The organism is Streptomyces sp. NBC_00209 (assembly GCF_045206345.1).
Lineage (GTDB): Bacteria > Actinomycetota > Actinomycetes > Streptomycetales > Streptomycetaceae > Streptomyces.
Genome location: NZ_CP108121.1, coordinates 12,511 through 25,591 on the forward strand (window position 1 = coordinate 12,511; position 13,081 = coordinate 25,591).

The 13,081-nt window shown below is 72.2% G+C and carries 12 protein-coding genes; 7 read left to right on the forward strand and 5 right to left on the reverse strand.

The annotated features are described in order from the left end of the window. The first annotated feature begins 114 nt into the window (after positions 1 to 114). Positions 115 to 1,344, forward strand: coding sequence for a glycosyltransferase (locus OG867_RS00065; RefSeq protein ID WP_331720322.1), 1,230 nt, complete (start codon positions 115 to 117; stop codon positions 1,342 to 1,344). A gap of 160 nt (positions 1,345 to 1,504) precedes the next feature. Continuing rightward, a complete protein-coding gene (locus OG867_RS00070; protein WP_406281289.1) occupies positions 1,505 to 2,056 on the forward strand; it encodes a GNAT family N-acetyltransferase in 552 nt (183 codons plus the stop codon). A gap of 45 nt (positions 2,057 to 2,101) precedes the next feature. Here OG867_RS00070 and OG867_RS00075 read toward each other — a convergent pair whose 3' ends face one another. Continuing rightward, entirely contained in the window at positions 2,102 to 2,740 is a 639-nt protein-coding gene (locus tag OG867_RS00075; RefSeq protein WP_331720323.1) for a MerR family transcriptional regulator, read from the reverse strand. 118 nt (positions 2,741 to 2,858) lie between these two features. Continuing rightward, the gene (locus OG867_RS00080; RefSeq protein ID WP_328904575.1) at positions 2,859 to 4,106 is read right to left on the reverse strand and encodes a cytochrome P450; all 1,248 of its coding nucleotides are present in this window, start codon (positions 4,104 to 4,106) and stop codon (positions 2,859 to 2,861) included. A gap of 295 nt (positions 4,107 to 4,401) precedes the next feature. Here OG867_RS00080 and OG867_RS00085 point away from each other — a divergent pair, with 295 nt between their 5' ends. The 5 genes from OG867_RS00085 (at position 4,402) to OG867_RS00105 (ending at position 10,739) form a co-directional block, all read left to right on the forward strand. After that, positions 4,402 to 5,604: an epoxide hydrolase family protein gene (locus OG867_RS00085; RefSeq protein ID WP_331720324.1), complete on the forward strand. Its 1,203-nt coding sequence runs from the start codon at positions 4,402 to 4,404 to the stop codon at positions 5,602 to 5,604. Further along, complete coding sequence (locus OG867_RS00090; protein ID WP_331720325.1) at positions 5,601 to 6,518, forward strand: glycosyltransferase; 918 nt, start codon at positions 5,601 to 5,603, stop codon at positions 6,516 to 6,518. The genes OG867_RS00085 and OG867_RS00090 overlap by 4 nt, the downstream gene beginning before the upstream one ends. Next, positions 6,515 to 8,422, forward strand: coding sequence for an ABC transporter ATP-binding protein (locus tag OG867_RS00095; protein ID WP_331720326.1), 1,908 nt, complete (start codon positions 6,515 to 6,517; stop codon positions 8,420 to 8,422). The genes OG867_RS00090 and OG867_RS00095 overlap by 4 nt, the downstream gene beginning before the upstream one ends. Next, positions 8,419 to 10,209: an ABC transporter ATP-binding protein gene (locus OG867_RS00100; protein WP_331720327.1), complete on the forward strand. Its 1,791-nt coding sequence runs from the start codon at positions 8,419 to 8,421 to the stop codon at positions 10,207 to 10,209. Before OG867_RS00095 ends, OG867_RS00100 begins: the two co-directional genes overlap by 4 nt. A gap of 131 nt (positions 10,210 to 10,340) precedes the next feature. After that, entirely contained in the window at positions 10,341 to 10,739 is a 399-nt protein-coding gene (locus tag OG867_RS00105; RefSeq protein ID WP_328904580.1) for a VOC family protein, read from the forward strand. Positions 10,740 to 10,817: 78 nt separating this feature from the next. Here the strand turns inward: OG867_RS00105 and OG867_RS00110 are convergent, their stop codons facing one another. The 3 genes from OG867_RS00110 to OG867_RS00120 are packed head-to-tail and all read right to left on the reverse strand — an operon-like array spanning position 10,818 to position 13,043. Then, positions 10,818 to 11,687, reverse strand: coding sequence for a TauD/TfdA family dioxygenase (locus tag OG867_RS00110; protein WP_331720328.1), 870 nt, complete (start codon positions 11,685 to 11,687; stop codon positions 10,818 to 10,820). Between the two features lie 45 nt (positions 11,688 to 11,732). Continuing rightward, positions 11,733 to 12,410 (reverse strand): cyclase family protein, encoded by a 678-nt coding sequence (locus OG867_RS00115; protein WP_328904582.1) that lies wholly within the window; start codon positions 12,408 to 12,410, stop codon positions 11,733 to 11,735. Positions 12,411 to 12,440: 30 nt separating this feature from the next. Beyond that, positions 12,441 to 13,043, reverse strand: coding sequence for a pyridoxamine 5'-phosphate oxidase family protein (locus OG867_RS00120; RefSeq protein ID WP_331720329.1), 603 nt, complete (start codon positions 13,041 to 13,043; stop codon positions 12,441 to 12,443). Between the last annotated feature and the right edge of the window lie 38 nt (positions 13,044 to 13,081).

Below are 13,081 nucleotides of genomic sequence, written 5' to 3' on the forward strand. Positions count from 1 at the left end.
GCCCGGCGCGATATCGGTAGCGTCGGGCGTGGTTGCCGACGCCCGTACCGGTCGGTGCCAGGACCCCCGGCCGGTCCGCCGGCAGCCAGCGACTCAGCCCCCGCGGAGGCCCCCGTGTACGAGAACGACGCCGCCCCGAAAGCCTCCGTGGTCATTCCCACGTACAACAGGGCCGGTCTCCTCAGGGACACCCTGCACCAGCTGACCCGGCAGACCGTGCCCGCCGGTGACTTCGAGGTGATCGTCTCCGACGACGGTTCCAGCGACGAGACGGCGGACGTGGTACGGGAGTTCACCGACCGGCTCCGCATCCGGTACCGCTTCCAGGAGGACCGGGGCGCGCGCATCGCGCTCGCCCGCAACCAGGGGGCGCGGCTGGCGACAGGCCGGGTCCTGGTCTTCCTGGACACGGGTGCCATGGTCGGGCCGGGCTTCCTGCGCTCCCATCTCGCCGTGCACGACGCGGCGGAGCCCCGGGCGGTCATCGGTTACGCGTTCGGCTACAACCCCTCGGACCCCATGCGGCAGCTCGCCGGTCCGCTGGATCTGAGCGAGCCGGAGGCGGTGTGGGAGCGCTTCCGCGACGACCCGGCCTTCCGCGACATCCGGCACGAGCAGTTCACGGGGTGCGGTTTCGACCTGTCGCGGCGCCGGACGCCGTGGAGCATGCTCTTCACCATCAACTTCTCGGTGGACCGCGCGGCCTTCTGGGCCATCGACGGGTTCGATGAGCAGATCAGCGGCTGGGGCGGGGAGGATCTGGAGCTCGGCTACCGGTTGCACCGGGACGGGGTGGCGTTCCACTCGACGTACGACGGCTGGGTGATCGAGTCCTCGCACGAGCGGAACATGGACGTCTCGTTCAGCGAGTTCATCTCCAACATGGCCCAGATCCTCGCGAAGCACCCGCAGCCCGCGATGGAGCTGGGCTGGGCCCTGGTGGGCTGGACCCGGCCCTTCTGGGACTGGGAGAAGGAGTACCGCGCTCTTGAGGAGTGGACCGCCGAGGTGGGTGGGGCGTCCGTGGCCGGTGAGCTGGCCGCGTCGCTCGGGGAGGTGCTCGCCGGGAGCCGGATCGCGGTGTTCGGGTCGGGCGGTGACATCCCGTCGGATCTTCCGCCGTCGGTCCTCGTGGAGTTCGACCGGGGCCTGCTCGACGCGGCCCTGGCGGGGGGTGCGCACGAGGGCCATCACTCCATCGGTCTGCGTACGCCGCTGGCCGACGGCGCGGTGGACACGGTGGTGATCACCTCGCGCCTGTCCGGGCTGTGGAAGCGCTGGGGCGACGACCTGACGGCGGAGGCCGGGCGCGTCGGCCGCCGGGTGATCAACCTGGCTGCCTAGGTGTTCTGCGCAGCGACGAAGCTCCTGGTAGGCGGGTTCTCGACCAAGATCACCCGCACGGGGCTGATGTATCAGCGGCAACGATTACAGTCGCCCTTCCGGGCCGCTGCTGCTATTTCGTGGACATGGCCCAGACCTGATCGTGACGGGGAGCAGGGGTATGCGTGCAGATGCGGAGCACGTGGCGATGGTGGTACGTAGGGCCGTGCGGAGGGACCTCGAGCTGGTTCTGACCGTCCTGGCCAATGCTCGTGCCGGCCAGGAGCGGCAGGGGACCCCTCTCTCGTGGCGCGCGCTTCCGCGGGCGGCCGCCGCAGCCAGCGTCGCCAGGGGGGAGACCTATGTCGTGCAGCGTGCGGGAGACACCGTGGGCACGTTCGCTCTCGAGGATACTGACGCTGCGGTCTGGCCGGACTCGGAAGCGGTGGGGGCTGTGCATCTCCATCGGCTGGCTATCGACCCGCACCACCAGGGCCAGGGGATCGGCAGTTTCGCGGTTGACTGGGCTGCACGAACCGCGGCGGCGCAGGGGCGCTCCCTTCTGCGCCTTGACGCCGTCGCAGCCAACACGAGGCTGTGCACCTGGTACGAACGGCTGGGGTTCGCAGCGAAGGGTGAAGTGCTGCTCTCCGGATGGGTGCGCGCCAGCATGCGCTTCGAGCGCGAGGTGACCAGGCCCGTGGGCTTGCCGGAAATCGACACGCCGTGTTGATTTCCGGCAAGCCCGCAGAGCTCGTGAGCACGTTGCTGCAACGGCCTAGGTGTTCTGTCCACGGAGGTCCGTGTACGCGCGGGCCGAGGCGTCCGCGTGGGCGAGCCGGCGCAGGGCGCTGAACATGGCCTCGCCCAGCACCGTGCCCACGACCACGCGCTCCACCAGGTCCGCGCGCGCCGCCGGCCGCCCGAGATGGCCGAGATCGGCGCGGGCGACCCGCTCGGCCGCCGCCGCGTAGTCGTCCAGGAGTACGGCGAAGTCCCCGTGCCCCGAGGCGCGCAGGGCCACGAGCACACCGGCCAGCGCCTCGCCCGCCGGCCCGTCCGCCTCCGCCCGCCAGCCCAGGCGCCGCACCAGCCGGGCCACCTCGGCGCGGGCCGCGTCCAGCTCCGGGCCGGACGCGGTCTCCCGGGGCGGGGTCAGGCGGTCCGTGGCGGTGCGGAGCACGTCGGCCGGCGGGCGGTCCGGGTCGTCCACGGCCCGTAGTACGTCACCGATGGCCGCCAGGGAGAGCCCGCCGACGTCCAGCAGGGCCCGGACGAGGCGCAGCCGGTGCTCGTGGGCGCTGTCGTAACTGGCCCGGGTGGGGCTGGTGAGCCGGCCCGCGGGCAGCAGGCCCTGGCGGATGTAGAACTTGATCGTCGCCACGGGTACGCCGGACCTGCGGCACAGCTCGCCCATGCGCACCGGCGGGTGTCCTTCCTGGGGCGGACGGCAGGACGAAGGCGGGCCGGGGGTACCGGCCCGCCTTCCGGTGGCCGCCCGCGCGGGGGAACGCCGGCGGCCACGGCTCGACGGGCTACTGCCGCTTGAGGTGAACCGGGAGGGTGTCGACGCCGTTGAGGAGGAAGGTGCCGGCGGGCCGGACCTGGTCGTCGGGGACGGCGAGGGACAGGTCGGGGAAGCGTTCGAAGAGGGCCGGCAGGGCGACGAGGGCCTCGATCCGGGCGAGCGGGGCGCCCAGGCAGTGGTGGACGCCGTAGCCGAAGGAGAGGTGGCGCTTGTCGGCGCGGGTGATGTCGAAGCGGTCGGCGTCGTCCCCGTGCCGGGTGGCGTCCCGGCCGGAGGCGGCGAAGCCGGTCAGGACCGGGTCGCCCTTGGGGATGGTGACGCCCGCGATGTCGATGTCCTCGGTGGCGAACCGGAACGGGAGCTGGGCGATCGGGGACTCCACCCGCAGGGTCTCCTCGATGACCTCGCTCCACGGCACCTCGCCGGAGAGGACGAGGGCGAGCTGGTCGGGGTGGGTGAGCAGGGCGACCACGGCCTTGCTGATCAGGTTGGTGGTGGTCTCCGAGCCGGCGCCGAGCATGAGGTGCAGGGTGCCGGCGAGCTCCGAGTCGTTGAGCCGTGAGCCGTCCTCCTGCTGGGCCTCGATGAGCTTGCTCAGCAGGTCGTCGTCGGGCTCGCGGCGCTTGAACGCGACCAGGTCGTACATGGCCTGGTGCCACTGCTCGACGTTGGCGACGGCCTCCTCGTGGGAGATCGTGGTCTCGGTGTTGACCTCGCCGCCGCGCATGACGTCCCGGCGGCGGTCCTCCGGGACCCCGAAGAGCTCGCAGATCACCCGGGTCGGCAGCGGGTAGGCGAAGCGGTCCTTGAGGTCCACGACCTCGTCGGGGCCGCTGGTGGCCAGGTCGTCCAGGAGTTCGGCGGTGATCCGCTCGACGCGGGGCCGCATCTCCTCGGAGCGGCGCAGCGTGAACGCCTTCGCGGTGAGCTGGCGGAGCCGGGCGTGGTCGGCGCCGTCGGCCGTCGTCATGTTGTCCATCATGACCCAGCCGATCAGCGGGAAGTCCTCGCCGATCTCGCCGTTGACGAAGGCGGGCCAGTGCTTGTGGGCGTCCTTGGCGAACCGCTCGTCGTTCAGCACCTCCTTCAGCGCGTCGTGGCCGACGACCGACCAGGCGCGTACCCCGCCGGGCAGCTCGACCTGGGCGACCGGGCCGCTCCGGCGCAGGCGCGCGCCTTCCGCATGCACGTCCCGACCCGTCGGGTCGAGAACGATCGACTCCGATTCCACGCAGACCACTCCTTGTTCCGTCACGTGCGAAGCGTTGGCGGCGGCAGGCCGGGAGCGCGGCGGATGCTGGTTCCGCGCCGGATTCCTGACGGCTCTCGCCGGTGCGCAGACGCTAACGAGCGGGCGGCGGACGGCACCACTTCCAGCGTGCGCACTCGTCCGGGCCGGGACGGACGCGGTGGTCGGCCGGTCGGGCGACCACTTCCGGATTGCTCTCTTCCGGCTGTTCGCTGCCGTAGCGTGCGCAACTTCCCTAGTCTGGCTTTCATTTGACCCACCGATGAGCCCAAACTGCCCGGTTCTGAAAAGGAGTTCAGGGATGCGCCCCTTCCGCGTCGCGATTCCCCAGGAGGCGCTGGACGATCTCCATGACCGCCTCTCCCGTACGAGATGGCCCAGTGAGCTGCCGGGTGTGGGGGATGCCCGCGGTCTGCCGGTCGGTCAGGTGCGGGAGCTCGCCGCCTACTGGCGCGACGGCTTCGACTGGCGGGCCGCCGAGGCGCGGATCAACGCGTTCCCCCAGTTCGTGGACGAGATCGACGGTGCGCGGGTGCACTTCCTCCATGTGCGCTCGCCCGAACCGGACGCGACTCCGCTGCTCATGACGCACGGCTGGCCGGGGTCGATCGCCGAGTTCCTGGACGTGATCGGGCCGCTGAGCGACCCGCGCGCGCACGGCGGGGATCCCGGGCAGGCGTTCCACCTGGTGATCCCGACCCCGCCCGGCTTCGGGTTCTCCGGTCCGGCGCCGGAGGCCGGCTGGTCGGTGGGGCGGATCGCCGGTGCCTGGGTCACCCTCATGGAGCGGCTGGGGTACGAGCGGTACGCGCTGCACGGCACGGACCTGGGGGTGTGGATCTCGCTGACCCTGGCCGGGATGCGGCCGGAGCGGGTGATCGGGGCGCACGTCAACTTCCTGCTGACGCCGCCGTCCGGCGAACCCGGCGAGATCGAGGCACTGAACGCCTCGGACCGGGAGCGGGTCGCGGCGCTCGGGGGGATGGAGCAGGGCAGCGGCTACATGCGCATCCAGAGCACCCGGCCCCAGACCCTGGGGTACGGCCTCACCGATTCACCGGCCGGGCAGCTGGCCTGGGTGGCGGAGAAGTTCCACGCGTGGACGGACGACTCGGTGCCGGGGGGCTCGGTCGATCGCGACCAGCTCCTGACCAATGTCTCCCTCTACTGGTTCACGGCCACCGGCGGCTCGTCGGCGCAGCTGTACTACGAGATGGCCGACCAGTTGCCCGGCTCGTCCAAGCCGCAGGAGGTGCCGCCACCGCTGCCCGTACCCCTGGCGGTGACCGTGCATCCGTACGACAGTGCGCTGCCCGTACGCAGCCTGGCGGCGCCCCGGTTCCCGGAGATCGTGCAGTGGAGCGAGTTCGACCGGGGCGGGCACTTCCCGGCGATGGAGGTCCCCGAGCTCTTCGTGGCGGACGTGCGCTCGTTCATCGAGGCGGCACGGGCCCGCGACATCGCACGGCAGTCCGAGGTTCCCACCCTGGCGGAGGCGTCATGACCGAGCAGTTGCAGTGCAGCGTCGTCATTCCCACGTACAACCGGAAGGCGCACCTGGCGCACACCCTGGATTCGCTGGTCCGGCAGACCCTGCCGCGCGAGCGGTTCGAGGTGCTGGTCGTGGACGACGGTTCCAGTGACGGCACCGAGGAGCTGGTCGGCGGCTACGCTGACCGGCTGGACGTGCGGTACTTCTTCCAGCCCGACGACGGCTGGCAGGTGGCCAGGGCCCGCAACGTCGGGGTCGCGGCGGCGCGCGGTGCCGTCACCGTCATGATCGACTCCGGTGTGGTGCTGCACAGCGAGGCGCTGGCCGGCCACCTGACGGCACACCGGAAGGCGTCCGGTCCGGTCGCTCTCGTCGGCTACCTCTACGGCTTCACCGTGGACAACGCGGACGCCGAGGCGCTGGAACGGGAGATCGACACGGACGACCCGGACGCCACCATGGCCGGCTTCGCGCGGACCGGTACCCGGTTCGACATCCGGGAGTACTTCTACGAGAAGTACACGGACGACTTCAACGGCCTGCCCGCCCCGTGGGTGGTCTTCTGGACCGGCCATGTCTCGGCCCCGACGGCGGCGATCCGGGCGGCCGGCGGCTTCGACGAGAACTTCCGGTCCTGGGGCGGCGAGGATCTCGACCTCGGTTACCGGCTGCACCGCGACGGTGTGCGGTTCGAGCTGTGCCGGGACGCGTCGGCCATCCACCTGCCGCACTACAAGGACTTCGAGGAGAACGAGGACGCGGCCGCGCCCAACTACCAGTACATGGCGCGGAAGTACGGCACGCCCATCACCGGGCTGCTGACCGAGCTGCGTACGGTCACCCCGTTCGACTTCAACGACGTCATCGCCGAGCGCGGGCTGCCGGCCTGCGCGGACCACCTCGCACAGCACGGGGTCGCCGGATGAAGTGGCTCCTGCCGGACGGTGTCGCCCGGCTGCTCGCGGCCCGCCGGGACATCGCCCGCCTGCTGCCCCGTGCCGGGGCGGCCCTGGTCGCCGCGAGCGCGGTGGTCAACGTCCTCCTCGGCCTCCTGCCCGTGCTGTTCGTGGTGGCGAGCGCCGTGGTGCTCGGCCGGGTCCCGGCGGCGGTGGAGGGCGGGACCGGCTCCGGCGCCTTCGACGCGCTGATCCGGGCCTTCGTGCTGGCCGCCGCCGCGTTCGTGGGGCAGCAGATCCTCGCGCCCGCGCAGCAGGCGCTCGGCGAGTCGGTGGCCCGCCGCATCGACGGCCGGGTGCTGGACGAGCTGATGGACGCGGCGACGTCGACGCCCGGGATCGCCGCGCTGGAGGACGCCCGGGTCATCGAGGACCTGCGCGCCGCGGCCCGTGAGCTGGAATCGGGGGTGCAGAGCCCGGGCCAGGCCGGAGCCGGGCTGCTCGCGCTGGGCGCACGGCAGATCCAGCTCCTCGGGTACGTCGCGGTCGTCGGCTTCGCGTTCTCCTGGCTCGCGGCCGCCGGGCTGCTGACCGCCGTGCTGCTCTTCCGGCACGGTCACGTCGGCGGGCTGCGGAAGTACGCCGGTGCCCGCTTCGACCTGGGCTCGAAGGAGATGGAGAACGACTACCTGCGCACCCTCGCCACCTCGGCCGACGCGGCGAAGGAGATCCGCGTCTTCGGGCTGATGCGGTGGCTCCAGGACCGGCTGCACACCTCGTACACCGACTGGCTGAAGCCGCTGTGGAAGATCCGCCGCGCGATCTATCTCGGACCGTTCCTCTGGTACACGCTGTGGATGGTGCTGGTGAGCGGTGCGGCCCTCGCGGCCATCGGCACCGGCGCGGCCGACGGGGACACCGGGCAGACCCTGACCGTGTTCGCCCTGGTCCTCCAGGCCGCCCTGGGGGCGCTGCGGCTCGCCGAGTTCTACCCGGAGAGCGATCTGCAGACCGCCATCGGCATGCACGCGTACGAGGCGGTGCGCCGCTTCACCGACCACCTGGACGCCACCACTACCGCCGAGCCGGCCGGGAACGCGCGAGGCGCCGAGGTGCCGGAGCCGGCCGGGGTCATCCACTTCGACCACGTCACGTTCCGCTACCCCGGCGAGGACCGCGCGGTCTTCGAGGATCTGGACCTGGAGATCCCCGTGGGCAGCTGCACGGCCGTGGTCGGGCTGAACGGCGCCGGCAAGACGACCCTGGTCAAGCTGCTCACCCGGCTCTACGAACCCAGCGCCGGCGTCATCCGCCTCGACGGGGTGGACATCGCCTCCTACCCGTTGGAGGCGTGGCGCGCCAAGACCGCGGTGATCTTCCAGGACTTCGCCCGGTTCGAGGTCTCGGCCGCCGACAACGTGGCCTTCGGCGCCGTCCACCGCGCCGACGACACCGAGGGCGTCCGCCGGGCGATCGAGGCCGTGGGTCTCACCGGCGCCCTCGACGCGCTCCCCCGGGGCACGGCGACGCCGCTGGCCCGCCATCTGGAGGGCGGGGCGGAGCTGTCGGGCGGCCAGTGGCAGCGGCTGGCCCTGGCCCGGGCCCTGTTCGCCCTGGACCACGGCTCGTCCGTGCTGGTCATGGACGAGCCGACGGCCAGCCTCGACGTACGGGCGGAGGCCGGGTTCTTCGAGGAGTTCACCTCGCTCACCCGGGGCGCCACCACAATGCTGATCTCGCACCGCTTCTCCACCGTGCGGCGCGCGGACGTCATCGTCGTGCTCGACGGCGGCCGCGTCATCGAGCGGGGCAGCCACGAGCAGCTGCTCGACCGGGGCGGCCGGTACGCGGAGCTGTTCCGGCTCCAGGCCGACCGCTTCACCGATGACGACGACGGGGCCGGCCACGGCGTGCCGGCGGAGGTGCTGTCATGAAGGAAACCCTCGACGGCTCGTGGGGCCTGTTCCGCATGGCGTGGCGCATCCACCCCCGCAAGACGCTCCTCGCCCTCGCCCTGATGGTGGCGGGCGCGGTCTCGGCCCCGCTGCTCGCGGTGTTCCTGGGCCTCATGACCGACGCGGTGGTCGCGGGCCGGGGCACGGCGGCCGCCCTGTACGGGGTGGCGACCGCGGTGCTCGCCGCGCTCACCCTCACCGGGGCGCACTTCGCGCACATCGCCTACTTCGAGCTGTCGGAGCTGGCCGAGCTGGACATGGTCCAGCAGCTGGCGGAGCTGTCCAACGGCTCCGCGGGGATCGAGCACCACGACCGGGCCGAGTTCGCCGACGAGCTGTCCGTACTGGACCGCGAGGTGCGGCAGTTCAGCAACGCCCTGTCCGCGCTGTTCAGCAGCGTCGGCCTGGCCCTGGCCATGGTCCTCACCGCGGTCCTGCTGGCGCGGCTCCACCCGGTGCTGCTCCTGCTGCCGCTCGCCGCCGCTCCCCCGCTGCTGGCCGGGCGGGCCGCCGAACGCCGCCTCGACCGCTCCCGGACGAGCTCCGCCGAACCCACCAGGCTGGCCCTCAACCTCTTCCGGCTCTCCACCTCCGCCCGGCACGCCGGGGAGCTGCGCGTCTTCCGGCTGCGGCAGGAGATGCGGCGCCGGCACGCCGGGCTGCGCGCGGACGCGGACCGGGTCCTGTGGCGCGGGCAGGCCGGGGCCGCCGCGCTGCGGGCCGGCGGCCAGGTCGTCTTCGCCCTGGCGTACGTGGGCACCGTGCTGCTCGTGCTGCGGGACGCGGTGTCCGGCCGGCACGGCATCGGGGAGGTCACCGTCGTCATCGCGCTGGCCGTCCAGGTGAACCAGCAGGTCACGGAGGCGGTCAATCTGACGGGCACCCTCCAGCGCATGGGCAGCACCCTGCGCAGGGTGGCCGCGGTACGCGCCCTGGTGGCGGAGCCGGACGGCCCCGCCGAGGAGGGCGGCCTCAGCCCCGCGGACCGGATGCGCGAGGGCATCGAGCTGGACGGGGTCGGCTTCGCCTACCCGGGTGCGGACGCGCCGGTGCTCAACGACCTGCGGGTGCGCATCCCGGCCGGCACCACGGTCGCCGTGGTCGGCGAGAACGGGGCCGGGAAGTCGACGCTGGTCAAGCTCCTGTGCGGGCTGTACCGCCCGACGAGCGGCCGGGTCCTGGTGGACGGCGTCGACCTGCACCGGCTGTCCGCCGAGGAGTGGCGGGCCCGTATCTCGGTCGGCCTCCAGGACTTCGTACGGTACGAGTTCCGGGCCGGGACCACCGTCGGGCTGGGCGACCTGCCCCGGGTGGACGACGACCGGGCGGTGCTCGACGCCCTGGAGTCGGCGCACGCCGGTGACGTGGTCGAGCGGCTGCCGCAGGGGCTGGACAGCCAGCTCGGCAAGAGCTGGACGGAGGGCGCCGAACTCTCGGGCGGGCAGTGGCAGAAGCTGGCGCTCGGCCGGGCCATGATGCGGCCGGCACCGGTCCTGCTCGTCCTGGACGAGCCGTCGTCCGCGCTCGACGCGGAGACCGAGCACCAGCTCTTCGAGCGCTTCTCGGAGCAGGCCCGGCAGGTGCGCGAGGCGGCCGGCGCGATCACGGTCCTGGTCTCGCACCGGTTCTCCACCGCGCGCATGGCCGACCTCATCCTCGTCGTCCGGGACGGGCACATCGCGGAGTCCGGCAGCCATCAGGCGCTCATGGCGGACGGCGGCCTCTACGCCGAACTCTTCGGCCTCCAGGCGGCGAGCTACCGGTGACGGGCGGAGGGGCACATTCCATCGGATCTGCCGGGCTCGCGCGACTTTGGGATGTGCCCCTCCTGCCGGATGCCCGCCGGACGCTACGGTCGGCTGACCCGGATGATGCCGCACGGAATACGGAGTAAGAAATGATCAAGGGACTCGACCGGCTTGAGGTCATCACGCTCTTCGTCGAGGACGTGGTCGCGGCGAAGCGGTTCTACCAGGACGTCTTCGGCCTTGAGGTGGTCTTCGAGAACGAGGACTCCGCGGTGGTCAAGCTCAGCAACACGATGATCAACCTGCTGGTGACCGACAACGCCCCGACGCTGGTCGAGCCGCGCCCGGTCGCCGCCCCGGAGGCGGGCGCCCGGCTGCTGCTCACCATCGAGGTCGAGGACGCCGACGCGGTGTGCGCCGAGCTCGTGGAGCACGGGGTGACCCTGCTCAATGGTCCGGTCGACCGCCCCTGGGGCCGCCGTACCGCCGCCTTCGCCGACCCGTCCGGCAACGTCTGGGAGGTCGCCCAGGTCCTGCCGGACGCGTAACCGGAAGCGACACACGAGCGGGGCGCGGCCACCGGGTGGCCGCGCCCCGCTCCGTCGTGTCCGGTCAGTCGTGTCCGGTCAGTCCCAGAGGACGGTGGTGCGGTACAGCAGGCGCGGGCTGACGAGCCGGTCGCAGGGCGTACGGGTGTGCATGGTGGCCTCGTTGTCCCACATCACCACGTCGCCCTCACGCCACTGGTGGCGGTACACATAGCGGTCGGCCGTCGCGTGGTCGTGCAGCTCGCGCAGCAGCGCGTCGCTCTCGGCCCGGCCCAGACCGACGATCCCGCTGATGATCATGCTGCCGAGGAGCAGCGACCGGCGCCCGGTCTCGGGGTGCTCCCGGACGAGGGGGTGCGCCATGTCGGGCATCCGCTCGCGTTCCTCGGCGGTCAGCGGCGCCTTGTGCGGGTTCGTCAGCCGCTCGGTCTCCACCAGGTGGTGCATCGAGTGCACGCCCTGGAGCCCGGCGATCCGCTGCTTGACGGCCTCCGGGAGTTCGTCGTACGCGGCGGTGGAGTCGGCGAACAGCGTGTCGCCGCCGGTCTCCGAGGCGACGACGGAGTACAGCAGCGACGCCCTGCTGGTGCGCGCCTTCCAGCTGTAGTCGGTGTGCCACTCGATCTGCTCGTCGCCGTCGTACAGGCCGATCGGCTGCCCGTCCTTGAAGATGTTGCTGATGGTCAGCACTTCGGGGTGGTCGGGGACCACGTACTTCGAGACGGGGTAGACGTCCAGCGGCCCGAACCGGCGGCTGACGTCGACGTGTTGTGCATGGCTGAGCTGCTGACCGGGGATCACCAGCACCCGGTGCTCGGCGAGATCGCGGGTCAGCGCGCCGACGGTCTCCTCGGTCAGCGGCTCGCGCAGGTCGAGTCCGTGGACCGTGGCGGCGAAGGTCTGGCCGGCCCGTTCGATCCGGTAGGGCGCTGCGGTGGTGGTGAGCATGGCGGCTCCTCACTGTGGTGGGTGGTGTGGGTGGTCCCGCGCGCCTCAGCCCACGACGGCGTACGCCCGTACGGGGAAGCTGCCCAGGCCCGCGACGGGCGCCGGTACCGCGTGGAAGCGGAATCCGTCCGACGGCAGGTCTTCGAGGCCGCGCAGGTGCTCGATGACGCAGATCTCCGCCGCGAGGAGTCCGGTGTGGGCGGGGCGCGTCAGGTCCGCCATGTCGTCGATGTTCACGGAGTCGATGCCCACCGCGGCCGGCTTCCGCGCGACGAGCCGTTCCACCGCGCTCGCGCTGAGGAAGGGGTGCCCGGCGTCCGCGTACCGAGGGGTGCGCCAGTGGCGGTCCCAGCCGGTGCGGATCAGGACCGCCCGGCCGGTGACCTCGACGCCGTCGAGGAGCTCGGGGCCGACGGACCGGCCCTCGATGCCCGTGGCGTCGATGACGACGCCCTCCACGTCCGCCAGCCGGGACAGGTCGAGCGCGGACAGGTCGGGGCCGTCGGGGTAGCGGTGGAAGGGGGTGTCCAGATAGGTCCCGGTGTTGGCGACCATGGTGATGGAACCGATGTGGAACTCGGTGCCGGCCGGGTACCTGCCGCGCGACTCCTCGCGGGAGAGGTGGTCGCTCAACTCCGGCCCGGGCAGGCCGGGGTAGGTGTCCATGCCGTGCTCGATGGTGTGGGAGAGATCGATGATCCTGGTCCGGACGGGGTGCCCCACGGTGGTTCCTCTCGGTCGGTGTTCCACGCTTCAGCCGGGGTGGGCGGGGCCGCGCACCGGCAGCAGTCCCTCGTACTCCGGTTTCTTCTTCCACTCCGGTTCGGGCGGCAGGTGGCCGGGGCGGGGGCAGTGTGCCGAGGGGGCGCCCGTGACCCGGTCGTGCAGATATCTCGGGCAGTTCTCGAAGACCTGGTCCACCGTGATCCGCAGGACGGCCTCCGCGCCCTCGTGCGCGGCGACCGCCTCCGGGTCGGTGAGCAGCCGGGCCCGCCCGCCGACGCGGAGCTTCGCGGGGACGCCGGCGGGCAGGAAGAGGAGGGCGACGTGCGCGGCGGCCGCGGCGTTGCCGAGCGTGCGGTACATGCCGTTCCCGTCGTAGCTCGGCAGGTCCAGCGTGTGCGCGTCGAGCACCCGGACGAAGCCGGGCAGCCCGCCCTTGTACGAGCAGTCCGGCCGGCCGTCGGGGCCGACGGTCGCCACGAACACCTCGTCGGCCGCGGCGATCCACTCCTGGTGCCCGGGCTCCAGGCGGTCGAGGACGTACTTCTCGGCGAGGTGTCCGGCCAGGCCGGACGTGCCGAACCGGCGCTGAAGTCCTCGGCTCTGCTCGTGGTAGAAGGCGTCGGGCTCCATGGGGCCGCTCCCTGTGATCGGGGGGATCGGGGTCCGCC